Genomic DNA, 24,296 nt, shown 5'->3' with positions numbered 1-24,296 from the left:
GAAGTTAGTGCCGCCCCTCATGCCCTGCCGGGCATTTCTCCCCGTATAGTGACGGGGAGAAAGGGCTGGTTTTGACGCCGTCGCTTTTTCCTGCGACGCTGGCGACTAGCGAAATCGCCAATGGCTGCGTCCTTCTCCCCGTTCACGGCCGTTCACGGGGAGAAGATGGCGGCAGCCAGATGAGGGGCAGCGCTGACGCCCAGTGAACTGGAATTCAAACCCGACGCGACGGACCCCTCTCGCGCCAGTCTTCGCAAACTGGCGTACGATCGTTAGAGCGAGCCGAGCTTGCCCAGATCCTTGGCGACCAGATAGTAGAAAGTCACGCGGCTCTTGGAGCTGTCGGCGGCCAACGCCTTGCAGGTCTTCTCGATCGCCGAGTCGGCTTTCGCCCCGTCGGTCACGCCAAGCTTCTTGGCAACCCAGTTGGTCTTGACGCGCTCCAATTCCTTGGGATCGGTGCAGGATACCAGCGAGGAATCGCGGTTGCGCAGCGCAATGCCCAGATGCTTCACAATCTTGGCAACCACATCTGCATTTGCGGCGGCGTCGTATTTCTTCACGTCTGCGAGATAATCGGCCATCAAATTTCCCCATGTCGGCGCCACGGGATCCGATCGATGAGGGCTGTGGCGCGCTGCCGCAACTTGTGCGCTCGGTCGATACTCCTCACCGTCGCAAAGCTTCGGTTGAGACCGCGCGCGAGTCAACCCTCGGCGCCGCAGTTTGGTGCGGCCAAGAAGTGTCATTGCGGCCTTTCATTTTGTGCGCCCGCCCCCTATATTCGTTTTGTCGGCTTGACCGACTATGGCGATAAATGGGCGATGTAATAAGCCGTTCGGACCCGGGGGCGGTACCCGGCGCCTCCACCAAGAACCGCTCTGTGATCAGAGCGGCTGTTGCTGGGGGCGAAATAGGATCGACGAAGGTGTAAAGATCGTACTTTTGCCCGGCATGGTACCACCGTCATCGGGCTAAACCTGTAGTTGCAAATGACAACTATGCGGAAGCACGTCTCGCCGCGTAAGCGGTGCGATAGCTTCAAATCAAGCCCTAGAGGTTCGCACTTCTAGGCGGGGTTCGGAGGTACCTGGCAACAGAAACCTCCACTTCTCCCCTCCTCGATATCGTACGCTCAATGCCGGCTGCCGCTGGCCGGATTTCGCATGACGATGGGCCGCGAAGCCTACACCAAATTGAGCCATGAGCTGGTGCAATTTGCCGCTGGCGTCGGTCGAAGGCCGTGGTTCTGGCCGGGGCCGGATTACCCCAGACGTGAAAAAGGCCGGGATGACCCGGCCTTTCCGGTCGATTGCGGTCAGCTTACTCGGCCGGCGCTTCAACGGCTTCGCGCGAGCGGCCGAGCGTCAGTTTGGCCAGCGTGAACGAGATTACGGCGCAGAGCGTGATGCCGGCCACCATGGGCAGCGGCGTGCCGTCGAAGAAGATGCCGGCGACGCCCATCGCCAGCGCACCGATGGCGAAGTGCAGCGTGCCCATCAGCGCCGAGGCCGTGCCGGCGATCTCGCCATGCTCTTCCATGGCCAGCACCGACGTCGTCGGGATGACCAGGCCGAGGAAGCCGTAGCCGACGAACAGCAGTGCCGCCATCACATCGAGCCGGTCGACGCCGGTCGCCATGACTGCGAACAGCACCACCATCGTCGTGGCATAGCCGGTCACCGCCACCCAGACGACGCGCTTCAGCCCGAAGCGCTCCGACAGCAGTCCCGTCAGCTGCGACATGCCGATGAAGGCGACCGCATTGATCGAGAAGAACACGCTGTAGACGGAAGGCGACAGCCCGTAATGGTCGATCAGGATGAAGGACGAACTCGAGAGGTAGACGAAGAAGCTGGCGATGCCGAAGCCGGCGATCGCCACCAGGCCGAGGAAATTGCGGTCACCCATGAGGAAGCGATAGCCGGCGAGTGCGGTTCCGAACGAGGAACCGACGCGTTCTTCCGCCGGCCGCGTCTCCTTCAGCGAGGTCGCCAGCAGAATGGTGGCCAGCAGGGCCGCGCCCGTCACCGTCCAGAACACGGCGCGCCAGCCAAAATTCTCGATGATCTGGCTGCCGGTCAGCGGCGCCAGGATCGGCGACACCGAAAACACCAGCATCAGCAGCGACATCAGCTTGGCGGCTTCGGTGCCGGTGTGCAGGTCGCGCACGATGGCGCGCGGCACCGCCATGCCGGCGCTGGCGCCCAGCCCCTGCAGGAAGCGGAAGGCGATCAGCCATTCGATGGTTGGGCTCATGGCCGAACCAATGCCGCCGACCATGAACAGCGCGAGGCCGCCGTAAAGCGGCAGCTTGCGGCCGACCATGTCGGAGATCGGTCCGACGACGATCTGGCCGAAGCCCATCGACAGGAAGAAGATCAAAAGGCTCATCTGAACGGCGGCGGTGCCGGCATGCAGATCTTCGCCGATCGAAGGCAACGCCGGCAGATACATGTCGATGGCGAAGGGGCCGATAGCGGACAACAGGCCGAGCACGACCGCGATGCGGAGGAATTTGGGACTCATGATAAAGGCTTCTTTCAAGTCTGGTTGGCGCCGCCAACGCGACGACTAACCCTAGGACGTTCCATCCCGTTGAAATCCGACGGCTCAGAGCGAGATTATTCGTCTCTACGGAGCGAATTCCCCATTTATTGTGTCCACAAATTTAGACAGCCTTGTCTAATTCGTCAATCACCTCTATATAGATTTCTATGAAGCTTGCCGTTTCTCCTGACATTTTCCCGCCACGCGGCCACGAGGCCAAGCGTATGTCGATCATCGATGCGGCGGCTTCGGTCTTCTGCCGGGAAGGCTTTGCCGGCGCCAATATCGACCTGATCGCGGTGGAGGCCGGCGTGTCGCGCCAGACCATCTACAATCACCACCGCGACAAGGAAAAGCTCTTCATGGCTGTGGTGCGCGATCTGACGGAGCGCTGCAATGCCGGCATCTTCGCCACCTTCGCCTCTTTCCCAGACCAGCCGAAGGATCTGGAAGCCGACCTGATCGGCTTTGCCGTGCGCATGAATCAGAACTGCATCTGCAACCGCGACGGACGCTTCCTGCGCAAGCTGATCCAGACCGAAGGCGAGCGCTATCCCGAGCTCTTCGCCGAATGGCGCGACCAGGGGCCGGGCCGGACCTGGCCGGCACTTGCCGCCCGTTTTGCCCGCCTCGCCCATGCCGGCCATCTCGCGGTCGACGATCCGGATGTCGCCGCACGCCAGTTTCTGGCGCTAGCCAACGCCGAACTGCAGACCACCTTCATGCTAGGCGGCATGCCGTCGGAAGACGAAGTGCTGCAATCCGCGACCCACGGCGTGCGCACATTCCTGCGCGCCTTCGGCAAGCGCAGATCAGCGGCAGCGATGGAAAAACAGCTGGCCAGCGCCTGAACGCCAAAGCAGGCGATCAAATCGTCCGTTACGGGCTTCGCTTCGGCGCATCAGCGATCTATATCCGGTTTACGCCGCGCTCAAGCTTGATTACAGCTATGCGGACGATTCAACGGAACCCGACCAGCACATGGCCGACGACCACATCCGCTACGACATTCTGGCCCAGGAGGCATTGCGCGGCGTCATGCGCAAGGTCCTGGCCGAAGTCGCGCGCACCGGCCTTCCCGGCAATCATCATTTCTTCATCACATTCCTGACCGGCGCGCCGGGCGTGCGGGTGTCCTCCAGGCTGCGCGAGCGCTATCCCGAACAGATGACCATCGTCATCCAGTTCCAGTATTGGGACCTCAAGGTGACCGATACCGGCTTCGAGGTCGGGCTGTCCTTCTCCGACGTGCCGGAGAAGCTGGAAATTCCGTTCTCGGCCGTACGCGGCTTCTACGACCCATCGGTCAATTTCGAACTCGAATTCGACGTCAAGACCGACGTCCCGGCGGAAGACGATGCAGCCGCCCAGCCGGCTGCCGAGCCTTTGGCTATCGTCTCCGAGAAAAAGCCGAAGGCCGAGAAGAGGGCAGCTGCCACTGAGGTCGAGAAAAAGCCCGCCGTGGCCGATGCCGCCGCCGGCAAGGGCGCCGACGTCGTGTCGCTCGACGCCTTCCGCAAGAAGTAGCGGGACGGTCGGCGCGACATGGGCGAAATCGTCAACCTTCGCCAGGTCCGCAAGCAGAAGGCGCGCACCGAAAACGAAAAGCTCGCCGGCGAGAACCGCGCTCTGCACGGCCGTTCCAAAGCCGAAAGAACTCGTGACCGTCTGACATCGGACAAGGCCGAAAAATTCGTCGCCGGCCACCGCCGCGAACGCCCGGAAGACCAGGGCGATTGATGGACGGCCTGCGGTGAGCCCGGTCGAAAAACGCTCGGTGACCATCCGCGGCCATCGCACCAGCTATTCCCTCGAAAAACCCTTTTATGACGATCTCGTCGCCATCGCCGCCGCGCGCAAGCTGACGCTTGCTGCCCTGGTCGCCGAAATCGACGAGACAAGGCCGCGCGATGCCAATCTGTCCTCGGCCCTCAGGCTCCACGTGCTGGACTGGGCCAAGCGCGACGCCAGAACTTCTTAGGCCTTTATGACCGCATCCTGTTTCTTGCTGCGGGTGCCAAATCCCAGCAGCGTCGAGCGATCGCGTTCCTCGGCAGCCTTCTTCGACCGGACGCGCATCAGATCCTTCCAGCCGACATAGCCGACCAGCCGCGCATCCTCGCGCGCGACAACCGGCAGATGCGAGACATTGGCCATCAGCAGCTTGTCGGAAAGACCCTCGAGATACTCGTCCGGATAGGCAAGCGTGAGCTTGCCGCCGTCAAGCAATTCGCCAAGCGTCGTGGTGCGGTGCTTGCCCGCGCGCCTCCAGCGCAGGATCGCCGGCGGATCGATGACGCCAAGCACCTGGCCGTCTTCGCTGCCGACGGGAAAGCTCGGATGCCGCGTCTGGGGCGCGGTCAGGAAGGCGGCTGCGCCATGTAGCGTCATCGTCGCCGGCACGCTCTCCACCTGCGCGGTCATGACCTCGCGCACCCTGGTCAGCGCGAACGGATCGACACCATATTCGCGAACCAGATGATGCCCTCGCCTGGCAATCTTTTCCGTCAGGATCGACCGCTTCATCAACAGCACGGTGACCGCGTGAGCGGCCGCGCAAGCGGCGATCAACGGCACCAGCACATGGGTGTTGCCGGTGAGTTCGACCGCAAAGCTTGACCGAACACGCCGAAGACCGTCTTGCCGAATTGTCCGCCGCGCATCTCGATNTCTCGATGAGCTCAAGCGCATCGAACCGATGCTGGAACGCCTGCTGACCCGTCACAAGCAATAGTCCGCAAGTCGCGGACCGGTGCCGTCGGCGATGCGGGTGCCTAATTGCCCAGCGACTTCAGCAAATTATCGACCGAGAACGGATTTGTCCTGGGCTTCGGCGGCGCCGGGGCCGAACCGTCATTGACGCCGGGAAGTGAGCGGTCGACCTTCGGCGCCTGCTCCTGAGCCTTGCGCTCGGCCTCCAGCCTGGCTTTTTCCTGCGAAGCGATCCGAGCCTGTTCGGCCTTCTTCCGTTCGTCCTCGGCCTTGGCGGCGTCTTCGGCAGCCTGCTCTTCGGCCTGGGCTTTCGCGTCCGCATCTGCCTTGGCCTTTGCGTCAGCCTCTGCCTGCGCTTTCGCATCGGCATTGGCCTTTGCTTCGGCATCCGCCTTGGCCTTCGCATCCGCTTCGGCCTGTGCCTTCGCATCGGCCTGTGCCTTCGCCTTGGCGTCGGCCTCGGCTTTGAGCCGTGCCGCTTCCTCCTGCTTGCGCAATTCCTCGGCCGCGTTGTCGCGCTCGGTCTGCAGGGCGGCGTAGTAGCGCACCTCGCGCCGCAGCCGCTGCTTCTCGAGCAGTGCGGCCTGCATCGCCTCGACCCGCTGCTGCTCCTTTTCCAGCGCGCGCTGGGTCAAAAATTGCGCCAGCGGCTCGCTGTCGAACTGCTTCTTCAGCGCCCCGAACGGCCCATCGACGCTGAAATTGACCGTCGGATCGGAGCCGATCAGCGCCTCGTCGCCAGGCTTGTAGGTGACAGCGCCCTTGGTGGCGACGGTGCCGGTGTTGAGGTCGGCCGTGATGTCGGCAGACAGCGTCGCCGCCTGGTTTTCGAATTTGATCGGTGGTGCCCGCAACGTGCCGCCGGCGACCGTGAAGGCGATGTCGGCATCGCCGGCAGCAAAGCTGCCGTCGCCAGCGATCTCAGGTGCAAAGCCCGCGGTCTTTGCTGTGTCGATGTCGCGCCCGATCGCATCAGCCTTGGCAATCAACGCGCCGAAGGCATCGGGATTGACGCCGGCAATGGTGAGGCCTTTCAGCGCCGCCGTGCCCGAGCCGGAGAGTGCGGCAATCATCGCGTCGACCGATTTGCCGCTGGTCGACAGCCCTGTCGAGAAGTCGCCGTTGCCACTCAGGCCGGCAGCCGGCAGCACGGTCGCCAGGTCAGCGCCGGCAAGCCTCATCTGGCCGGAGAACAGCCCCGTGCCGTCTGTGTTCTTCAACTCGAACAATCCGGTGAGCGCGCCGCCGAGCAGTTTTGCCTTCAGGTCCGAAACGCGGATGCCTTCCTGGTCCAGTTTCAACGACAGCGACGCGTCATAGGCTGTCGCCAGCGGTCCGGCGGCAAGCGTCGCCGTCGTCAGATCGAGATCGGCGCTGAACGGCAGGCTGGAGTTCTGGCTGAATGGCGCCGTCGGCCAGTTCGCGTTGCTGCTGAGGAACGACTGGTCACCGAACAGCGCAACCGCAATCGGGTCGAGGTCCAGTTCGTCGAGCGCCAGCGCACCGGCAAAATGCGGCAGCCCCTGCTTCGCATCGATGTTGACGTCGCCCGAAATCTCCGACTCGTTGATGGATCCGCTGAGGCCGCTCAACACCAGCAGGCCATTGCCGAAATCGGCATCCGCGCTGAGCGAGGTCGAGGTGCCCGTTCCCATGCCCGGCAGGCCGGCGCCGGTCGTCATCAGCCAGGGCTCGATGTCGGAGGCGTCGAGGCCGATCTTGCCCTTGGCGGTGGCGCCTTGCGGCGTCTGAGCAACGGTGCCGTCGAACGTCGCCTTGAAGTCATCGGCGGCGAAATTGAAGCTCGTCGCCAGGCCGCCGCCAAACGTGCCTTTCGCCGAAATATCGGTGCTTGCCTGGCCGAGCATGCCGAGCGGCAGCGCCGGCAGGCCGTAGAGCGCCAGCAGCGCCGTGGCGTCGGGGTTTTTGGCGTTGAAGGTCAGCGTCACCGGCGCGTCGAGCAACTGGCCGACGGCCCCCTTGCCCGACAGCGACGCCGAAAAGGCCGAACCACCGGCCTTGCCTTGTCCGCTCACCGCCAGCCCGGTCGTGCCGTCGCCATTGTCGGCGGCGCTCGCCACCAGATCGACGCGCGCGTCCTGGAACAGTTCAGGATAGGCGGCCGTGCGGCCAGCCAGTCCCTTCAGCATCAGATTGTCGGGATAGTGTTGCGCGGCAATGTCGATCAGCGGCTTCAGATCGACGGCGACCACCGAGGCATCGAGCTTGCCGGTCGGGCTTGCCGGAAAATCCTTGATCCGGCCGGTGGCGCTGATCGAGGCGCCGGCAAGGCCGCCAATCGACAGCCGGTCGATTTCGAGCAGCCCGTCGCGGAGCCGGAGCGCGGTATCGACCGTGTCGGCGGTGAGCCCGCCGGCATTGACCGGCCCTGCCTTGATCTGAAAATCGAGGTCGCGGTCGGAAAAGCGGTTGGCGCCCTTGTCGCTGACGAAGATCGAGGCGAAGGCCGTCAGCCCGTCGACATCGAGTTCGCCGCCCTCGAGCCGCATCAGCACCGAGGACTTGGCGTCGTCGGGCTGGTTGGAATCGATGCGGCCGGTGAACTTCGACTTGCCGAGGATCAGTTCGAGATCGCTGAACGCCTGGCGCTTCTCCGACAGGTCCACCTTGGCCTTGAAGCCGGCGGCCGGCAGCCGGCGGATCGCCTCGTCGACATCTTTGGACAACCAGGCAGCAAAGCCGGAAGGCTGCGCCACCGCCAGCAGCATGGAGCCGCTGAAACCGAAATGATCTTCGACGCTGAGCATGCCGCTGGCTTCCAGCGTCGTGCGCCCGGGCAAGGTCGCGGCCAGCGATTTCACCGACCAGCCGCCCTCGACCGGCTCGGCCGAGAGATGCACGTCGCGCACCGTGGTGTCGCCAGCCACCACCGCCGGCAGCTTGACCTCGACAGTGCCGGGGATACTCGGCTTCGGCAGTTCGAGCAGCGCCTGCTCGATCCCGGCAATGCGCTGGTCCAGCGTCAGGCCGGCGCCCTTCTCAGCGCCCACCGCCTCGTCCAGTTGCACCTGCGCGCCATTGGCCTCGATGGCGAAGTTCGGCCTAAGGCCGAGATCGACCGAAGCCTTGCCGTCGGCTGTGTAGGGATTGTCGAGCGGCCCGGTCTCGAAGCGGAATTCGTCGACGCCGAGCTTCTGGTGATCAAGCGAGAACTTGCCGTTCAGCCGGAAGCCCGGATCGGGCTTGCCGGCGCTGACCTTGCCCGTATTGATCTCGACAACCTCACCATCGCTGCCGCGCAGCGTAGCCGAATTCTTGTCGTTGCCGGAAATCTTGAACTGGCCGGAATAGACGGCAGCCCCATTGACGATGCCTGCATTGCCGTCGGTTTCGATGACCAGTGGATAGGCATCGGGATCAACCTTGAGCCTCAGCCGCATCTGGCCGCTGCCTTCGGCCTTGCCGGTCGAAGCCGCAACCGTCGAACGCAGTCCGTCGAGCAGCAACGTTCCGTCCATGCGCCACGGCCCGGCCAGCGACTTGGCAGAGATGGTCGAATTGATCTCGGAAATCAGATGGCTGCGCCCGCCTGCGGCATGGCGGAGCGCAATTTCTCCCTCCGTCACCGTGAGCTTCTCGATCGAGATCTGGTTGAGATCGAAGGGCGAGGACGGCCGTATCGCCCAGTCGACCGTGCCGTTATCGGCGATGTCGATCGTCGCCTTCGGATGCACCAGCCGCATGTCGAAAATCAGCACTTCGCCGCGCAGGAACGGCGCCAGTTCCGCGTCCATCGAAAAGGTCTCGACGGTCATTGCCGGCTGGCCGCCGGGGCCGCCGGCGACCGTGACGTTTGAGAAGGTCACCGAGGGGAACGGCAACAGCCGCGCCGTGGCGTCGCCTTGCACCGTCACCTTGCGGCCGAGAATGGCGCTCGCCTCGCGCTCGAATTGGGCGCGGTACCCGGTCCAATCGACAAAATACGGCACCACCAGCGCCGCAACCAGCACCAGCACAAACAAGCCACCGAAGATCACGAACAGGCGTGCGAGCATCAGCTCCGAACGGGTTGATTGAAAGTCAGCCGCACTCTACCCGCATCAGCGTGTCGATAAAGAGGCAATTCATCCAGAGTTGCTTGATCTCTGATGTATCTGGAAGAGCAGAGATTTTTGGACGCCTTTGACCGCGGTCCGGCCTGTGCGCAAGAGACTATCCTGCCATAGCCCGTCGGCGATATTCGTTCAGCAGCACCACCATCTCCTCAGGCGACAATGTCCAGCCCTGCGGTAATGCGGCTTCGGCGCCGAGGCTTTTGGTCACGCTGCCCATGACGGAGCTTTTCTTGACCCCCGGTGCGAAATTGTACCCGATCATATCGCCTATCCTGCGCCGGCGATGGACGACGAAGAAGCTTTCGATATTCTTCCAGGGGACCAGGTTGGGCGATCGAACAAGGCCTCCGCCGAGACTGAAACCTTGTCCGTTCAGCACCAGAATCTGCGGCCGCACAAGCTGCCAGGCAAACACCAACGCGACCAGCCCGAAAAAGGCCACGCACCACCAAAGGCCGGCAGTGTCGCCGTCCTCGGAGACATAAATCAGGAAAGCGCAGGCCAGGACAAAGAAGAGGCTGGCCGACAGCAGTAACAGTGTCTTGCCAAGCGATGCCCTTATAATCAGGGTATCCATTGCCGCTCCTCACATTTCGGCTATGCAGGTAATATCTTGCCCGGGTTCATGATGTCTTGCGGGTCGAGCGCTTTTTTTATGGAGCGCATGATGTCGACACCATGGCCGAGCTCATGGCGCAGGAAGCCGATCTTGCCCTGGCCGATGCCGTGTTCGCCGGTGCAGGTGCCGTCCATGGCGATCGCCCGCATGTTCAGCCGCGAGACGAATTTCTCCGCCAGCGCGATCTCTTTGGGGTCGTTGACATCCATCAGCACCAGCACATGGAAATTGCCGTCGCCGGCATGGCCGACGATCGGCGCAACCAGGCCCATCTCGGCAATGTCGGCCTCGGTTTCGGCAACGCATTCGGCCAGCCGCGAGATCGGCACGCAGACATCGGTCGAAAGGCCCTTGGCGCCCGGCCGTAGCGTCAGTGACGCCCAATAAGCATCGTGCCTGGCTTTCCAGAGTTTCGTGCGCTCCTCGGCGACGCTGGTCCAAAGGAATGGCCCGCCGCCATTGTCTTCAGCAATGGCACCGAAGGTCTCGGCCTGTTCGGCGACGCCGGCATCGCTGCCGTGGAACTCGACGAACAGGCACGGGCTCTCGGGATAATCGAGCTTCGAGTAATTCTTCATCGCCCGCATCTGCAGTCCATTGACCAGTTCGATCCGCGCCACCGGAATGCCCATCTGGATGGTCGCGATGACCGCGTTGCAGGCCGCCTCGAGGTTTGGAAACGGGCAGACGCCGCCGGAGATCGCCTGCGGAATGCCTTGCAGCTTCAAGGTCAGCGAGGTGATGATGCCGAGCGTGCCTTCCGAGCCGACCAGAAGCCGCGTCAGATCGTAGCCGGCCGAACTCTTTTTCGCCCGCTTGCCGGTCGTCACCGTCTCGCCATCGGCCATGACGGCCGTCAGCGACAGCACGTTTTCACGCATCGTGCCGTAGCGCACCGCATTGGTGCCGGAGGCCCGCGTTGCCGCCATGCCGCCGAGCGAAGCATTGGCGCCGGGATCGATGGGGAAGAACAGGCCGGTATCGCGCAGGTGCCGATTCAAATCCTCGCGCGTTACGCCAGGCTCGACCGTGCAGTCGAGATCCTCGGGGTTGACCGACAGGATGCGGTTCATGCGCGAGGTGTCGACCGAGATGCCGCCACCCGGCGCGTTGGTGTGGCCCTCCAGCGAGGAACCGACGCCGAAGGCGATGACCGGCACGCGGTGCGCGGCGCAGGCACGTACGATCTCCTGCACCTCTTCTGTCGTCTCCGGGAACGCGACACCGTCAGGCGCCTGCGTCGGAATATAGGTGGTGGTATGCGCATGCTGCGAGCGGATCGCCGCGCCTGTCTGGAAGCGTTCGCCGAGCTGCTGCTTGAGAATGCCGAGCACGGCGGCGATGCCTTCCTCGTTGCGTTCGACCGGATTGAGGTCGCTCAGAGCCATGAATTCCTCCGCGAATGGACCAGCGTCCACGCTTGTTATGCGATTATGGATGCGTAGTCTCGACTGCCGCGCTCTGTCCAGCACCAGAACAAGGAAGTTTCCATGCCCATCCCTGCCCCCTTCGTTTCCAAACCGATGGACATCGAGAAGGACTGGATCGACTACAACGGCCATCTCAACATGGCCTATTACAACGTGTTGTTCGACCGCTGCTCGGATGAGGCGTTCGAGGCGATGGGCATGGGGCTGGACTATGTCGAAGAGCGGCGCCTGACCATCTACACGGCCGAAGTCCATGTTTGCTATGTCCAGGAACTGCACCTCGAACACAAGGTCGTCGTATCCTTCCAGCTGATCGATCACGACGACAAGCGGCTGCGGGCCTACCAGGAAATCCGCCATGTCGATGGCTGGCTCGCCGCCACCTCCGAAACCCTGTCGCTGCATGTCGACATGTCCGGGCCGAAAGTCGCGCCCTTCCCCGCCGATGTGCAGGCCAAGGTGAAAGCCATGCGCGCCGCCCATTCTGCACTGCCGATGCCCGAGCGCGCCGGCCGTTCGATCGGTATTCGCCGCAGGACCGCTTGAAGCGCTGCCGCGCCCGCGTTAACCTTACCAAGGTTTTAACGTGAACAAGCCATTTGGGCCATTGAACGACTCAGCTGACCGTTTGAGAACGGTGCCATGCGAGTTGTGACGCGGGCGGCGGGCAACAGGCGGTTCGAGGAACGTGCATGAAAACCGACATCAAGGTCGAGGTGGACAGGCTGGCTGCCGATCCGCGCATCACCGACTATGATTTCTGGCGCTCGTTGAAGAACGTCAACAACGAGATCTTCCACATCGCCAACAACAACGAGCCTATCCCCTTCGACATGATCCGCTGGCGCGCCATCCTGAAGCAGGCGCGCATGAAGCGTGGCCACGCCTGATGTTTCCGCTGTTCTGAGAAAGCCGCCACCGGCGAGCGCCGCCACGGACCATTGCGACCTGATCATTTCCAAAGGTCTGCGCCAGCCCCGCTTTCAGCGAATCGGCTGCATCCGACAACCTTCAAAAACCGTTCATTTCGACAGTTTGCGCAACCGGCGATTCGGTTTCGCAAACGGCTGCCTGCGACAAGAAGATCAAGATTGAACCAATTCCACGTCTAAGCCGTTGTGACCCCTGAAAAACGGCTTGGAGTGAAAGCATGGACTGGAAAAGGACCAGGGAACCGGCCGACGCATGGCACATGACGGACAATCTGCATGCCGAGCACGGCAAGGGCGATCCGTTCGCGGCCGCCATCCGCGCCACCCGCATGTCGATGGTCATCACCGATCCCCGTCAGGCGGACAATCCGATCGTCTTTGCCAATGACGCGTTCCTGCGCCTGACCGGCTACGAGCGCGACGAGGTCATGGGCAAGAACTGCCGCTTCCTGCAGGGGCCAGAGACAGACAAGGCAGCTGTGGCTAGCGTGCGCGACGCGATAGCAGCGGGAACCGATATCGCCATCGATCTGTTGAACTACCGCAAGGACGGCTCGACATTCTGGAATGCGCTCTACATCAGCCCGGTTTCCAACGACAAAGGCGAACTCCTGTTCTTCTTTGCCTCACAGCTCGATGTCTCCGATCGCAAGCGCTCGGAGGATCGCATCACCGCCGACAAGAACCGTTTTGAAAAGGCTGTCAAGGAACGCACGCGCGAGCTTGAGGCCGCCCTTGAGGCGCAGACCACGCTGCTGCACGAGGTCGACCATCGGGTGAAAAACAACCTGCAGATGATCTCCTCGCTGATCATCATGCAAAGCCGGGCAATCAAGGATGAAGCGACAAAGCGATCGCTGGCCACCATGCTGGAGCGCATCGAGGCGCTGAGCACGGTGCATCGCCGTCTCTACCAGTCAAAGGATGTCAGCCGCTTCGATGTCTCGGATTTCGCCAGGGATCTGGTCACCGACCTGCTGACCGCATCCGGACGCGCCGAGATCAAGCCGACGCTGGACCTCGAACCCATCGTCATTCCGGCCGAAAAAGCCACGCCTGTTGCCTTGATGGTCAATGAGCTTGTCACCAACGCGCTGAAGCACGCCTTCAAGGCAAAGCCGGACGGCACCACCGCGGGGCGCATCGGCATCAAGATGAGCCAGCCCGACGGCCACTTCAACATCGAGGTTTCCGATGACGGCGTCGGCATGGCCGAGGCCAGTGGCGATGCTTCCTTCGGCATGCGGCTGATCAAGTCGCTTGCCCGGCAGTTGCATGCCGACATCGAATGGCGCGACGCCGGCCCGGGCACAAAGGTCGTCATCTCGATGCCGAACGAACCGCAGCAGAAAGGGAAGCTGTCATGAACGAACCGCTCAAGGTCCTGATCGTCGAGGACGAGGCGTTGCTGGCGATGGAACTGGAAAGCCTCGTCGAGGAAGCCGGCCACAGCGTTGTGGGTTGGGCGACATCCTTGGCCGAAGCAAGAGGTATGATTGATACCGCCGATGCCGATATTGCCTTTGTCGATATCCACCTCGCCGACGGACCAACCGGGGTCGAGGTTGCCGAGCATATCCGCGAGGGTAACCGTTCCATGGTGGTGTTCATGACCGCCAATCCAAAACGCATCCCCGACCATTTCGCCGGCGCGATCGGCGTCATCGCCAAGCCCTACACGATGAACGGACTGGTGTCGGCGTTGCGCTATCTGCAGGAGGGCGTGCGGCGCCCGCCCCCGGTCTCGGTGCTGCCGGCCGGTTTTACGCTGTCGCCGGCCTATGAAAGCGTATGGGCGTCGTCGGCGGCCTGAAGCCTACGCCAGCTTCTCCTTGAGGAAAGCGATCGTCCGTCCCCAGGCGAGATCGGCTGCCTTCTTGTCGTAGCGCGCGGCCGAGGTGTCGTTGTTGAAGGCATGGTTGACGCCGTCATAGACATAGAGCGTGTATTCGACATGGGCGGCGTCGAGCGCTTTCTTGTAGGCATCGATGCCGGCGTCGATGCGCTCGTCGAGCCCGGCATAGTGCAGCAACAGCGCCGCCTTGATCTTCGCCACATCCTCGGCCTTCGGCTGCATGCCGTAATAGGCGACGCCGACGGCGAGATCGGGCGCGTTGACCGCCAGATTGTTGACCGTGCCGCCGCCCCAGCAGAAGCCGACAGCACCGACCTTGCCGTTGCCGTCCTTCTCGCCCTTGAGATAGGCGATGGTCGCCAGGCCATCGGCGGTGACCTGGCTGGCGTCGAGCTTGGTGAACATGTCGCGCGCCTTGTCTTCGTCAGCGGGCGTGCCGCCGAGCGGCGACAGGAAATCCGGCGCCAGCGCCACGAACCCTTCCAGCGCAACGCGCCGCGCAACATCCTTGATATGCGGGTTGAGCCCCCTGTTCTCATGCACCACGATGACGGTGCCGAGCTTGCCGGACTGGTCCGCCGGCCTGACCAGATAGCCCTTCATCTCACCGCTGCTGCCGGAATAGGTGATATCTTCAGCCTTCACGCGCGGATCGTTGTCGGCGACGATTGCCGCCTGCGCCGAATTCGCCGCAAGCAGCGGCGCGATCGCGGCCGCCGCCGCGCCCGATCCGGCAAGCCTGGTCAGCTGTTCCATGAAGCGGCGGCGGTCGAGCGTCAGATGCGTGTATTCGTCATAGGCATCGATCATCGCCTGGGTGATGGCAGGTTTGGCAGGTTTGACGGCTTCGGCGGTGGGTTTCGTCATGGCGTGCTCCTCGTTAGGAGATGATCTCACGGTCACTCCGGGATGACCTCATGGTCACTCCGGGATGACCTCGCGGTCACTCCGGGATGACTCGCGGATCAAGATAGGGTGCAAGCTCGCACGGTCCAGTCTCGGATGGGTGACGCTTGCGCCATCGAACGATGCGGCCGCCCCGCCGAACGCGCCCATCACATTTTGGTCATTTCAGAGAATGTCGATGGTGCCGCCACAATATGGAAGGAAGCTGATGATGGTCTCGCTCGTAGCGGCGAGCCCGACGAGAAGGAACAACGCCATGACCTTGTCTACTCCGATCCTTGCAAGCGCGCTCGTGCTTGCTGTTGCTGCCTTGCTGGCAATGCGCTCCGCTGCTGCCGCAGCCGCCGCTCGGATGGTGAAGGTCCGCGTCGACCGGCGTCGGCCGGCACCACGCTGATCCAGCAGGCCGAAACAGGGCCGCAGCTAACCAATGAAGTACTGGGCTCCGTGCCCAGCCTCAAAGGCCATCTCTTACGCAAGCTGACCAAGGCTGCTGCTGCCCTCATCGCCCTGCCGGGCACTTCTCCCCGTATAGATGCCGGCAGGCAGATGAGGGGCGGCGCGACAGAATATCTGCCGGGCCGATCACTTACCTAAGTCACATCGCTGCTACTTCGGCAGCGTATAGGCCATCACATAGTCGCCGGGCTTGGTGCCGACCGAGCCATGGCCGCCGGCGACGATGACCACGAACTGGCGGCCGTCGGCGACGGTGTAGGTCATCGGCGTCGACTGCCCACCGGCCGGCAGCCTGGCCTGCCAAAGCTGCTTGCCCGATGTCAGGTCATAGGCGCGCAGATAGTCGTCGACCGCCGCGCCCAGGAAGACGACGCCGCCGGCGGTGATCATCGGCCCGCCAATGCCGGGAACACCGACCTTCAGCGGCAAGGGCAACGGCGTCATGTCGTAGACGGTGCCGTTGCGGTGCTTGTAGGCGATCTTGCCGGTTCTGAGGTCCGCTCCCGCCACATAGCCCCATGGCGGCGCCTGGCAGGGCACGCCGAGCGGCGACAGGAACGGCCCCATCACCACCGCATAGGGTGCGCCCTCATTGCGGTTCAGCCCCTGCTCGCTGCCGCGCCCCTCATCCGGCGGCGGCACCTGGTCGCGCGGAATGAGCTGCGATTTGAACGCCAGATAGGTCGGCATGCCGAACATCACCTGCCGCACCGGATCGACGGCGACGCCGCCCCAGTTGAATGTGCCGAAATTACCGGGATAGACCAGCGACCCCTGCACCGATGGCGGGGTGTAGCGGCCCTCGTAGCGCAGGCCCTGGAATTCGATCCGGCAGGCCAGCTGGTCGAACATGGTGATGCCCCACATGTCGGCGCCGGTCAGCGGCCTCGGATTGAAGGAGAGATCCGAGACCGGCTGCGTCGGCGACGTGTGATCGCCCTCGACAGCGCCGCCCGGCGCCGGCACTTCCTTGATCGGGATGATCGGCTCGCCGCTGCGCCGGTCGAGCACGTAGAGGTCGCCCTGCTTGGTCGGTCCAACCAGGCCCGGAACGACGCCGGCAGCGGTGGTGATGTCGACCAGGGTCGGCTGTGCCGGCACATCCATGTCCCAGAGGTCGTGATGCACGGTCTGCCGCACCCAGCGCACTTGTCCGGTGGCCAGATCGAGCGCGGTGATCGAGGAGGAAAACTTCTCGACATTGGCGCTGCGGCCCATCCCGAGCTGGTCCGGCGTCTGGTTGCCGAGCGGCACATAGAGCAGGCCGAGCTTCTCGTCGGCGCTTGCCGTCGACCACATGTTGGGCGAGTTGTGGGTGTAGGTCTGGCCTGCCGCCAGCGGCGTTGTCTGGTCCGGATTGCCGGAATCCCAGTTCCACACCAGGGCGCCGGTGTCGACGTCGAAGGCCCGGATGACGCCGGACGGCTCTTGCGTCGAATAATTGTCGTTGACCGCGCCGCCGATGATGATCTTGCCGCCCGCAATCAGCGGCGCCGAGGTCGAGTAATAATAGCCCGACTTCGGATACGGCATGTTGGTCAACAAATTGAGCGTGCCGGCTTCGGCGAAGGACGGGCAGACCTGGCCGTTGGCGGCGTCGAGCGCGATCAGCCGCGCATCCGAGGTCGGCAGATAGACGCGCGTCGCGCAAGGCTGGCCGGCGGCGATCTTGGCATCGGCATAATAGGACACGCCGCGGCAGGTCTGGTGCTGGCGGTCCTTGTCGAGCTTGATCTTGGGATCGAAACGCCATTTCTCCTTGCCGGTGGCGGCATCGATGGCGATGGCGAAATTGTGCGGCGTGCAGATATAGAGCGCATCGCCCACCTTCAGCGGCGTCACCTGGTAGGTGGTTTCGCCGACATCGTCCGGCCCTTTCACGTCGCCGGTCTGGTAGATCCAGGCCGGCTGCAATTTGGCGACATTGTCGGGCGTGATCTGGTCGAGCGGCGAATAGCGCTGGCCAAATTGCGTACGGCCGTAGAAATGCCATTCGCCCGGAGGCACATTGCCGCCGAGATCGGCAGTCGGCGTCACCTTGTCGGCGCTGAGGTCGCCGGCGATGTCCTTGGGATCGGCCGTCATCGAATAACCGGCGACGGCGAGCGATGCGAGCACGGCCAGAATGAGCGGCGCGCGCGCGTCGGGGCCGATCAGGCCCCGCCTTGCCCAAGGCGTCAGCAGCCACAGCGCCAGAAGCACGATGATGCCGCCGCGCGGTCCGAGTTCCCACCAGTCGAAGCCGATTTCCCACACCGCCCAGGCCAGCGTGCCGAGCACGATCGCCGCGTAGAGCCAGAGCGCCGTCGATTTGCGCCGGAAGAGCAGCCATGCGGCGATGAGGAAGGCGAGACCGGTGACGACATAGTACCAGCTGCCGCCCAGCATCGCGAGCCAGACGCCGCCGCCGCCAAGTGCGAGGCCGATGAGGAACAGGATGAGGGAGGTGATGACGACAGCCAAGACGATACTCCTTCGACTGATGCGCTTTGCAGCGCCTCACGGGCAGCCGCCCCTGCCCTGTCGCCAGCTTTCTCCCCCAGGCCGCGTGTGTCAAGCTGGCCCTGCCAGCATAAGGCGAGAGCAAACGCTCGACTTCATTCCGCTCCCACGCTGCAGCACCTCCACGACATTGTCGGGCGTCGGGACGATGAAATTCGCACTGCGCCCCAGAATCTCACTTTCAAACCAGAACAAAACGTAGACACTTCTGGTCTTTCGCTCCCGAATCACTACATTCGGGGGAGATGTCCGGCTTTGCGGAAGACATGCCCTTTTTTGACGAACCCAATGCGCGGCCCGCAGCCCCGTCGGGCATAGCTGCGCGCGCCATGGCGGCCCGCAGCGGCCCCAACAGCGCGCCCGATTATCTCAACGGCCTCAACCCCGAGCAGCGGCTGGCGGTGGAAACCACCGAAGGCCCGGTCCTGGTGCTGGCCGGCGCCGGCACCGGCAAGACCCGCGTGCTGACCACCCGCATCGCCCATATCCTGGCCACCGGCAGGGCTTTCCCCTCGCAGATCCTGGCGGTGACCTTCACCAACAAGGCCGCGCGCGAGATGAAGCAGCGCATCGGCCATCTCGTCGGCGAAGCCGTCGAGGGCATGCCGTGGCTCGGCACCTTCCACTCCATCGGCGTCAAGCTCTTGCGCCGCCACGCTGAGCTGGCCGGGCTCAAATCCGATTTCACCATCCTCGACACCGACGATGTCGTACGGCTGATCAAGCAGCTGATCCAGGCCGAAGGCCTCGACGACAAGCGCTGGCCGGCCAAGCAGTTCGCGCAGATGATCGACGGCTGGAAGAACAAGGGCCAAGGCCCCGCCGACATTGCCGAGGGCGACGCGCGCAGCTTCGCCAACGGCAAGGGCCGGGAACTCTACAAGGCCTATCAGGAGCGGCTGAAGACGCTGAACGCCTGCGACTTCGGCGATCTGCTCTGCCACCCGATCCGCATCTTCCGCGCCAATCCGGACGTGCTGAAGGACTACCACAAGCGCTTCAAATACATCCTCGTCGACGAGTACCAGGACACCAACACCGCGCAATACATGTGGCTGCGGCTGCTGGCGCAAAGACCTACCTCCCCCTCGATGGGGGAGGTCGCGCCGCGTAGCGGCGCGAGTGGGGGTGGCAGCGCCGGCGCCAGTCACCCCTCCCCGCCGCTTCGCGGCGACCCTCCCCATCCAGGGGAGGGTAAAGCGCGCTCGGCCAAAGGCCGCATGCCCGACCGGGCGTCCGAGCCGTTGCGAGGGCCCGCGCCGGCAGGCGCGGAACAGCCCGTGAGCGTGAATATTTGCTGCGTCGGCGACGACGACCAATCGATCTATGGCTGGCGTGGCGCCGAGGTCGACAACATCCTGCGCTTCGACAAGGATTTTCCCGGCGCCACCATCATCCGTCTGGAGCGCAATTATCGCTCGACCGCGCACATCCTCGGCACTGCCTCGCACCTCATCGCCCACAATGAGGGCCGCTTCGGCAAGACGCTGTTCACCGAGAAGGTCGCCGAGGACGACGAGAAGGTGCATGTTCACGCCGCTTGGGATTCCGAGGAGGAAGCCCGCGCCGTCGGCGAAACCATCGAGACCTACCAGCGTGCCAAGCACAAGCTGAACGACATGGCCATCCTGGTCCGCGCCTCCTTCCAGATGCGCGAATTCGAAGACCGCTTCGTCACGCTCGGCCTCAATTACCGCGTCATCGGCGGCCCGCGTTTTTATGAGCGCATGGAAATCCGCGATGCGCTGGCCTTCTTCCGCGTCGTCGCGCAGGGCGCCGACGACCTCGCCTTCGAGCGCATCGTCAATGTCCCCAAGCGCGGCCTGGGTGAAGCCACCATCCGCCAGATCCACGACACGGCGCGGAGCTTGCGCATCCCGATGCTGGAGGCAGCCGCCAAGCTTGCGGAAAGCGACGAGCTGAAGCCGAAACCGCGCGCGGCCTTGCGCGAAGTGGCGGCCAATTTCGAGCGCTGGCAGAAGGCGCTTGAAACCACGCCGCACACCGAACTCGCCGAGACCATTCTGGAGGAGAGCGGCTACACCGACATGTGGAAGAACGACCGTTCGGTCGAGGCGCCGGGCCGGCTGGAAAACCTGAAAGAGCTGATCCGCTCGATGGAGGAGTACGAATCGCTGCGCTCCTTCCTCGAACATGTCGCCCTGGTCATGGACGCCGAGCAGAATGCCGAGTTGGATGCCGTCAACATCATGACCCTGCATTCGGCCAAGGGCCTCGAATTCGAGACGGTTTTCCTGCCCGGCTGGGAGGAAGGCCTGTTTCCGCACCAGCGCGCGCTGGACGAAGGCGGCCGCTCCGGCCTGGAGGAAGAGCGCCGTCTCGCCTATGTCGGCCTGACCCGGGCCAAGAAGAACCTGCATCTGTGGTTCGTCTCCAACCGCCGCATCCACGGCCTGTGGCAGTCGACCATCCCGTCGCGCTTTCTGGACGAACTGCCGGAAGCCCATGTCGAGGTCGCCGAAAGCGGCAACTCCTATGGCGGCTACGGCAATTCCTATGGCGGCGGTTCGTTCGCGTCGGGCCGTGGCGGCCAGGGCGCAGGGCGGCAGAACCCCTACGGCGCCTCGCGCTTCGACAATGTCGGCGCGGAAAAATCCGGCGCCTTCTCCAACACCTATGCGACGCCCGGCTGGCAGCGCGCGCAGGCCAACCGCACCGAGGCCACCGACCGCAACTGGGGCTCGCGCTCCGGCCACCAGGTCGAGCGCATCGGCTATGGCGAGACCGACAGCGGCTACGGCGCCGGCCGCACCTCGGTCAAAGGCCGCACCATCGATGGCGAACTGGTCGCCAAATCCGTCGCCGACACGCCGTCGCCCTTCAGCGTCGGCGACCGCGTCTTCCACCAGAAATTCGGCAACGGCAACATCTCCAACATCGAAGGCAACAAGCTGACCATCGACTTCGACAAGGCCGGCCAGAAACGCGTGCTGGACGGGTTTGTGGCGGCGGTGTGAGCGCCCGCTTGTCCTGTTGTCCTACAAGCGACCACATTGTTGTAGTCTGGCGGAGCCCTCCCCGCATCGTCATCCACGGGCGGAGCAAGGAGCGTAGCGACGCAGCGTAGACCCGAGGATCCATCCCGCGTCTTCAACGCGTTGCCACGGTGCGGAATCCTGCGCAGCTGCACGCCAAGGTCGCGGAATGGATTCCAGGGTCTACGCGACGGAGCTTCGCTCCTGCTCCGCCCTAGAATGACGAAGCGACGGCGTCTGCCCAGTCGTCGGGGCATGCGGTCCGCAACATGAGCGTCCCCGTCAATTTAGCCCGCCCCTCACCTGTACCGCGCCTGGTTCCACTTGTGCCCCAGCAGCGACAGGATGATGATCAGCCCGTTGAAGAACTGGACGTAGAAGCCGCTCAGGCCCGCCGCCACGACGCCGGTCTGGATGAACGACACGGTGACCGCGCCGATCGCTCCACCGGCAACCGTACCGATGCCGCCCCAGGTCGGCGTGCCGCCGACGAACACCGAAGCCAGCACCGGCAAGAGATAGCCGTCGCCCGCGGTCGGCCACCAGGTGAAGTTGATCATCACCGAAAACGTGCCGGCGATCGCGGCCCCGATGCCGGTGAAGATGAACACTTTCACCCGCACACGCTTGACGTCGATGCCCATTTGCTGGGCGCTGTCGGGGTTGTCGCCGACGACCCTCACCTGCGCGCCGAAGCGGTGCCGGTTGTAGAGCATTGCCGAAAAAATGACGAAGGCGAGTGCCCATAAGACCTGTACCGGAAAACCCCACACCTGACCGGAGAAGATGGTGTACGCCCAGCTGTCGCTGAGACCGGTCAATGCCGTCGATCTGCCCTCGTTGATGATCTGGATCAGTCCCCGCAGCAGGAAATTCATGCCGAGGGTGGCGATCAGCGACGACAGCCCGCCATAAACGACCAGGGATCCGACGAGAAAGCCGAGCAGCGTGCCGGTGAGAATCGCCGCTGCGATGCCGAGAAACGGATCGTAGCCGGCCTGCACCACCAGCGCGAACACCCAGGAGGCAAAGCCCATGGTTGCGGGAAACGACAGGTCGATCTCGCCGCAGGTGACGACGAAGACCAGCGGCACCACCACGAACAGGGCAACCGGCAGCGTGGTCAGCACGGATCTGTAGAGATACCAGGTGGTGAACACGGTCGGGTTGGCGATCAGGAACGCCGCCATCATGATGATGAACACGGCGAGCGTGCCGAGCGCTGCGCGGTTGTCGATGACGAAACCGCGCAGCCAATGGTCGGACGGGTGCTTCCACTCAGGCCGGGCCGCCTTGCCGCCGAGCGGGCTCTGCAGATCGGGTTCCATGGTCTTGCTCATCGTGCTGCCCTCTCCGCGTCGCCGGCCTCGTGCAGCCCCGGCAATCCTCCGGGATGCGCAACGTCTTCCATGAAATTGATCAGCTCTTCGGCCGACTTGACCTCGGTGCGATCGGCGGTCAGCGCCACCTTGCCGCGGTCAATCACCACGAAGCGGTCGGCGATGTCGAAGACATGGTGGATGTTGTGGCCGATGAACAGGATCGAACGGCCGCTCGCCCGCACCTGGCGCACGAAATGGAAGACCTTGGCGGTCTCGGTCAGCGACAGCGCCGTCGTCGGCTCGTCGAGGATGATCAGCTCGGCCTGCTTGTAGATGGCGCGCGCGATCGCCACGCCCTGGCGTTCGCCGCCGGAGAGCTGGCCGACGATCGAATGCGGCGTGAACACCTTCGAGGTAAAGCCGATCTCGCGCATCAGCCGGCTCGCCTCCTCTATCTCTTTATTGACCTTCAGAAAGCCCATGAAGCCGGTGAGTTCGCGGCCCATGAAGATGTTGCGCACGATGGTCTGCTGCACGGCCAGCGCCCGGTCCTGGAACACCGTCTCGATGCCGGCGTCGCGCGAGCGTGCCGCACTCCAGCCGGTCACCGGCTTGCCGCGCACCAGGATCTCGCCGCTGGTCGGCTTGACGACGCCCGACAGGATCTTGATCAGCGTCGATTTGCCGGCGCCATTGTCGCCGATCAAGCCAACCACCTCGCCGCGGGCGACCGAGAGATTGACCCCGCCCAGCGCATAGACCTGGCCGTAGGATTTGCTGATGTCGCGCAGTTCGATGATGCGTTCGGCCATGGCGATCCTCGCTCCTGTGGTATCATCCGGCCTGGTGCCGGCGGTCCTGCCGGCCGGGCTTGCGCCCAGCCGGCAGTTTGGGAGGTCAGCGCAGCGCCTGCTTGGCGAGCTCGGCGACGATCTCGTAATTCTGCGGCGTGACGAAGCCGGCGCCAGTGTCGACATTCATCGGCGCCAGGCCCAGCACCACCTGCTGGCAAAGGCTGAGGATCGGCAGATAGCCTTGCAGAAACGGCTGCTGATCGGCCGTCAGCTGCACCCAGCCGCCCTTGAACGCCTCGACGATCTGCGGGCTGGTGTCGAAGCCGAAATTGAAGATGTCGCCCGGCTTGCGCCCCGCCGCCTGCATGTAGGTGGCGACGTTGCCCAGCATCTGGCCGCCGGGATAGCCGACCGCCTTGACGTCGGGATTGTTGAGCAGGGCCGCGGTGATCACCGGTATCGCCAGATTGGGGTCGGACGCCCATTCGCCGCTCGGCGGCGACGACAGCTGGATGACCTCGACGCCGGCTTCCTTGAGTGCTGCCACCGTGCCGCGCTCGCGCGCGCCGCGGGCCTCGTTCTCGAACGGGCCGATCATGATCGCCTTGTCGCCGGACTTGAGATTGCCGAGCTTGAACGCTTCGACGCCGAGCGCGCGGCCCTGCTGCTCCTGCTGGGCGCCGACATAGCCGCCGCCGAACGCAGCCACCACCGTCGGCACCGGCACGTTCTGGTACATCATCTTGATGCCGTCCTTGTGCGCCTGTTCGGCCAGCGGCATGATCGCGGCGTCGCCGGGATGGCCCATCATGGCAATGCCGTTGGGCTTCACGGCGACGGCCTCGCGCAATTGCTGAACCATCTTCTCGACGTCCCACTGCGAGAAGATGTAGTCGACCTTGGGTCCGAGATCGGACGCCGCCTGCTTGGCGCCATTGTAGACGATGGTGCCGAAAGCGTCGCCCTCGGCGCCGCCGACGAAAAAGCGGATGTGGACATCCTTGCACCACTGGGCGTCGAGCGCCTGCGCCGGCAGAGTGGAGATGGCAGCGCACAGCGCCGTGGCGGCGGCCACGACGGTCGAGCGCAGAAGTGTCGTTCTCATTGCGATGCTCATGCACGTTCCTCCCTTTTGTCCTCGGT

The 24,296-nt window shown here is 63.7% G+C and carries 21 protein-coding genes, 1 other RNA gene and 1 pseudogene; 12 read left to right on the top strand and 11 right to left on the bottom strand.

The genetic code is table 11. From position 1 onward, the window contains the following. Nucleotides 1-272: 272 nt before the first annotated feature. Nucleotides 273-584, bottom strand: a complete 312-nt coding sequence (locus X771_RS151865; protein ID WP_023668323.1) for a DUF2853 family protein — start codon at nt 582-584, stop codon at nt 273-275. 168 nt (nt 585-752) lie between these two features. Between X771_RS151865 and ssrA the strand changes: the two genes are divergently transcribed. Beyond that, nucleotides 753-1,111: a transfer-messenger RNA gene (gene ssrA, locus X771_RS1000000166765) on the top strand. Between the two features lie 212 nt (nt 1,112-1,323). Here the strand turns inward: ssrA and X771_RS151870 are convergent. Beyond that, nucleotides 1,324-2,529 (bottom strand): multidrug effflux MFS transporter, encoded by a 1,206-nt coding sequence (locus tag X771_RS151870; protein ID WP_023667417.1) that lies wholly within the window; start codon nt 2,527-2,529, stop codon nt 1,324-1,326. A 188-nt stretch (nt 2,530-2,717) separates the two neighbouring features. On the opposite strand from X771_RS151870, the gene X771_RS151875 reads away from it, so the two are divergent. The 4 genes from X771_RS151875 (at nt 2,718) to X771_RS151890 (ending at nt 4,531) form a co-directional block, all read left to right on the top strand. Next, nucleotides 2,718-3,401 (top strand): TetR/AcrR family transcriptional regulator, encoded by a 684-nt coding sequence (locus X771_RS151875; protein ID WP_023688063.1) that lies wholly within the window; start codon nt 2,718-2,720, stop codon nt 3,399-3,401. Nucleotides 3,402-3,531: 130 nt separating this feature from the next. Beyond that, complete coding sequence (locus tag X771_RS151880; protein ID WP_023688062.1) at nt 3,532-4,077, top strand: SspB family protein; 546 nt, start codon at nt 3,532-3,534, stop codon at nt 4,075-4,077. 18 nt (nt 4,078-4,095) lie between these two features. After that, nucleotides 4,096-4,290, top strand: a complete 195-nt coding sequence (locus X771_RS151885) for a DUF4169 family protein (RefSeq protein WP_023688061.1) — start codon at nt 4,096-4,098, stop codon at nt 4,288-4,290. Between the two features lie 13 nt (nt 4,291-4,303). Then, nucleotides 4,304-4,531 (top strand): ribbon-helix-helix domain-containing protein, encoded by a 228-nt coding sequence (locus X771_RS151890; RefSeq protein ID WP_023688060.1) that lies wholly within the window; start codon nt 4,304-4,306, stop codon nt 4,529-4,531. Here the strand turns inward: X771_RS151890 and X771_RS151895 are convergent. From X771_RS151895 to X771_RS151905, 4 genes and pseudogenes are all read right to left on the bottom strand, one after another. Next, nucleotides 4,528-5,163: pseudogene (locus X771_RS151895) on the bottom strand (CBS domain-containing protein); the annotation flags it as partial. The gene X771_RS151890 and the pseudogene X771_RS151895 overlap by 4 nt on opposite strands. Nucleotides 5,164-5,324: 161 nt before the next feature. Continuing rightward, nucleotides 5,325-9,278, bottom strand: coding sequence for an AsmA family protein (locus X771_RS151900; protein ID WP_023688058.1), 3,954 nt, complete (start codon nt 9,276-9,278; stop codon nt 5,325-5,327). A gap of 157 nt (nt 9,279-9,435) precedes the next feature. Then, a complete protein-coding gene (locus X771_RS16335; RefSeq protein ID WP_023667425.1) occupies nt 9,436-9,915 on the bottom strand; it encodes a hypothetical protein in 480 nt (159 codons plus the stop codon). 20 nt (nt 9,916-9,935) lie between these two features. Then, nucleotides 9,936-11,345, bottom strand: coding sequence for an FAD-linked oxidase C-terminal domain-containing protein (locus X771_RS151905; RefSeq protein WP_023667426.1), 1,410 nt, complete (start codon nt 11,343-11,345; stop codon nt 9,936-9,938). A gap of 102 nt (nt 11,346-11,447) precedes the next feature. Here X771_RS151905 and X771_RS151910 point away from each other — a divergent pair, with 102 nt between their 5' ends. The 5 genes from X771_RS151910 to X771_RS151925 all read left to right on the top strand — a co-directional run bounded on the left by X771_RS151910 (nt 11,448) and on the right by X771_RS151925 (nt 14,132). Next, the gene (locus X771_RS151910) at nt 11,448-11,933 is read left to right on the top strand and encodes a thioesterase family protein (protein ID WP_023688057.1); all 486 of its coding nucleotides are present in this window, start codon (nt 11,448-11,450) and stop codon (nt 11,931-11,933) included. Nucleotides 11,934-12,079: 146 nt separating this feature from the next. Next, on the top strand, nt 12,080-12,277 hold the full coding sequence (locus X771_RS151915) for a hypothetical protein (RefSeq protein ID WP_013531006.1): 198 nt from the start codon (nt 12,080-12,082) through the stop codon (nt 12,275-12,277). Continuing rightward, entirely contained in the window at nt 12,264-12,482 is a 219-nt protein-coding gene (locus X771_RS1000000168110; RefSeq protein WP_155929625.1) for a hypothetical protein, read from the top strand. Before X771_RS151915 ends, X771_RS1000000168110 begins: the two co-directional genes overlap by 14 nt. Before the next feature lie 55 nt (nt 12,483-12,537). Next, nucleotides 12,538-13,686, top strand: coding sequence for a histidine kinase dimerization/phosphoacceptor domain -containing protein (locus tag X771_RS151920; RefSeq protein ID WP_023682107.1), 1,149 nt, complete (start codon nt 12,538-12,540; stop codon nt 13,684-13,686). After that, the gene (locus X771_RS151925; RefSeq protein ID WP_023668313.1) at nt 13,683-14,132 is read left to right on the top strand and encodes a response regulator; all 450 of its coding nucleotides are present in this window, start codon (nt 13,683-13,685) and stop codon (nt 14,130-14,132) included. The genes X771_RS151920 and X771_RS151925 overlap by 4 nt, the downstream gene beginning before the upstream one ends. 3 nt (nt 14,133-14,135) lie before the next feature. On the opposite strand, the gene X771_RS151930 is transcribed toward X771_RS151925, so the two are convergent. Then, nucleotides 14,136-15,041 carry a dienelactone hydrolase family protein gene (locus X771_RS151930; protein WP_023682108.1) on the bottom strand — a complete coding sequence of 302 codons (906 nt, stop codon included), beginning with the start codon at nt 15,039-15,041 and terminating at the stop codon, nt 14,136-14,138. A 135-nt stretch (nt 15,042-15,176) separates the two neighbouring features. Between X771_RS151930 and X771_RS1000000168105 the strand changes: the two genes are divergently transcribed. After that, nucleotides 15,177-15,677: a hypothetical protein gene (locus X771_RS1000000168105; protein ID WP_155923825.1), complete on the top strand. Its 501-nt coding sequence runs from the start codon at nt 15,177-15,179 to the stop codon at nt 15,675-15,677. Nucleotides 15,678-15,689: 12 nt separating this feature from the next. Here X771_RS1000000168105 and X771_RS151935 read toward each other — a convergent pair whose 3' ends face one another. Then, nucleotides 15,690-18,002 carry a glucose/quinate/shikimate family membrane-bound PQQ-dependent dehydrogenase gene (locus X771_RS151935; RefSeq protein ID WP_023682110.1) on the bottom strand — a complete coding sequence of 771 codons (2,313 nt, stop codon included), beginning with the start codon at nt 18,000-18,002 and terminating at the stop codon, nt 15,690-15,692. A gap of 284 nt (nt 18,003-18,286) precedes the next feature. Between X771_RS151935 and X771_RS151940 the strand changes: the two genes are divergently transcribed. Beyond that, entirely contained in the window at nt 18,287-21,019 is a 2,733-nt protein-coding gene (locus X771_RS151940) for a UvrD-helicase domain-containing protein (protein WP_023688055.1), read from the top strand. Nucleotides 21,020-21,336: 317 nt separating this feature from the next. Here the strand turns inward: X771_RS151940 and X771_RS151945 are convergent, their stop codons facing one another. The 3 genes from X771_RS151945 to X771_RS151955 all read right to left on the bottom strand — a co-directional run bounded on the left by X771_RS151945 (nt 21,337) and on the right by X771_RS151955 (nt 24,270). Next, nucleotides 21,337-22,377 (bottom strand): ABC transporter permease, encoded by a 1,041-nt coding sequence (locus X771_RS151945; protein WP_023682111.1) that lies wholly within the window; start codon nt 22,375-22,377, stop codon nt 21,337-21,339. Further along, nucleotides 22,374-23,171 (bottom strand): ATP-binding cassette domain-containing protein, encoded by a 798-nt coding sequence (locus X771_RS151950; protein ID WP_023688054.1) that lies wholly within the window; start codon nt 23,169-23,171, stop codon nt 22,374-22,376. Before X771_RS151950 ends, X771_RS151945 begins: the two co-directional genes overlap by 4 nt. An 85-nt stretch (nt 23,172-23,256) precedes the next feature. After that, a complete protein-coding gene (locus X771_RS151955) occupies nt 23,257-24,270 on the bottom strand; it encodes a substrate-binding domain-containing protein (RefSeq protein WP_023682113.1) in 1,014 nt (337 codons plus the stop codon). Between the last annotated feature and the right edge of the window lie 26 nt (nt 24,271-24,296).

Origin of the sequence: Mesorhizobium sp. LSJC269B00, from assembly GCF_000502815.1 — a bacterium.
In the GTDB taxonomy this organism is placed as follows: Bacteria; Pseudomonadota; Alphaproteobacteria; order Rhizobiales; family Rhizobiaceae; genus Mesorhizobium.
This window is presented reverse-complemented; position numbering and strand designations above follow the sequence as displayed.

What these genes read in the sequence shown, in the direction of transcription:
- X771_RS151865 (WP_023668323.1), bottom strand. Translation starts at nt 584, where the DNA reads ATGGCCGATTATCTCGCAGACGTGAAGAAATACGACGCCGCCGCAAAT.
- X771_RS151870 (WP_023667417.1), bottom strand. Translation starts at nt 2,529, where the DNA reads ATGAGTCCCAAATTCCTCCGCATCGCGGTCGTGCTCGGCCTGTTGTCC.
- X771_RS151875 (WP_023688063.1), top strand. Translation starts at nt 2,718, where the DNA reads ATGAAGCTTGCCGTTTCTCCTGACATTTTCCCGCCACGCGGCCACGAG.
- X771_RS151880 (WP_023688062.1), top strand. Translation starts at nt 3,532, where the DNA reads ATGGCCGACGACCACATCCGCTACGACATTCTGGCCCAGGAGGCATTG.
- X771_RS151885 (WP_023688061.1), top strand. Translation starts at nt 4,096, where the DNA reads ATGGGCGAAATCGTCAACCTTCGCCAGGTCCGCAAGCAGAAGGCGCGC.
- X771_RS151900 (WP_023688058.1), bottom strand. Translation starts at nt 9,278, where the DNA reads ATGCTCGCACGCCTGTTCGTGATCTTCGGTGGCTTGTTTGTGCTGGTG.
- X771_RS16335 (WP_023667425.1), bottom strand. Translation starts at nt 9,915, where the DNA reads ATGGATACCCTGATTATAAGGGCATCGCTTGGCAAGACACTGTTACTG.
- X771_RS151905 (WP_023667426.1), bottom strand. Translation starts at nt 11,345, where the DNA reads ATGGCTCTGAGCGACCTCAATCCGGTCGAACGCAACGAGGAAGGCATC.
- X771_RS151910 (WP_023688057.1), top strand. Translation starts at nt 11,448, where the DNA reads ATGCCCATCCCTGCCCCCTTCGTTTCCAAACCGATGGACATCGAGAAG.
- X771_RS151915 (WP_013531006.1), top strand. Translation starts at nt 12,080, where the DNA reads ATGAAAACCGACATCAAGGTCGAGGTGGACAGGCTGGCTGCCGATCCG.
- X771_RS151920 (WP_023682107.1), top strand. Translation starts at nt 12,538, where the DNA reads ATGGACTGGAAAAGGACCAGGGAACCGGCCGACGCATGGCACATGACG.
- X771_RS151925 (WP_023668313.1), top strand. Translation starts at nt 13,683, where the DNA reads ATGAACGAACCGCTCAAGGTCCTGATCGTCGAGGACGAGGCGTTGCTG.
- X771_RS151930 (WP_023682108.1), bottom strand. Translation starts at nt 15,041, where the DNA reads ATGACGAAACCCACCGCCGAAGCCGTCAAACCTGCCAAACCTGCCATC.
- X771_RS1000000168105 (WP_155923825.1), top strand. Translation starts at nt 15,177, where the DNA reads ATGGGTGACGCTTGCGCCATCGAACGATGCGGCCGCCCCGCCGAACGC.
- X771_RS151940 (WP_023688055.1), top strand. Translation starts at nt 18,287, where the DNA reads ATGTCCGGCTTTGCGGAAGACATGCCCTTTTTTGACGAACCCAATGCG.
- X771_RS151945 (WP_023682111.1), bottom strand. Translation starts at nt 22,377, where the DNA reads ATGAGCAAGACCATGGAACCCGATCTGCAGAGCCCGCTCGGCGGCAAG.
- X771_RS151950 (WP_023688054.1), bottom strand. Translation starts at nt 23,171, where the DNA reads ATGGCCGAACGCATCATCGAACTGCGCGACATCAGCAAATCCTACGGC.
- X771_RS151955 (WP_023682113.1), bottom strand. Translation starts at nt 24,270, where the DNA reads ATGAGCATCGCAATGAGAACGACACTTCTGCGCTCGACCGTCGTGGCC.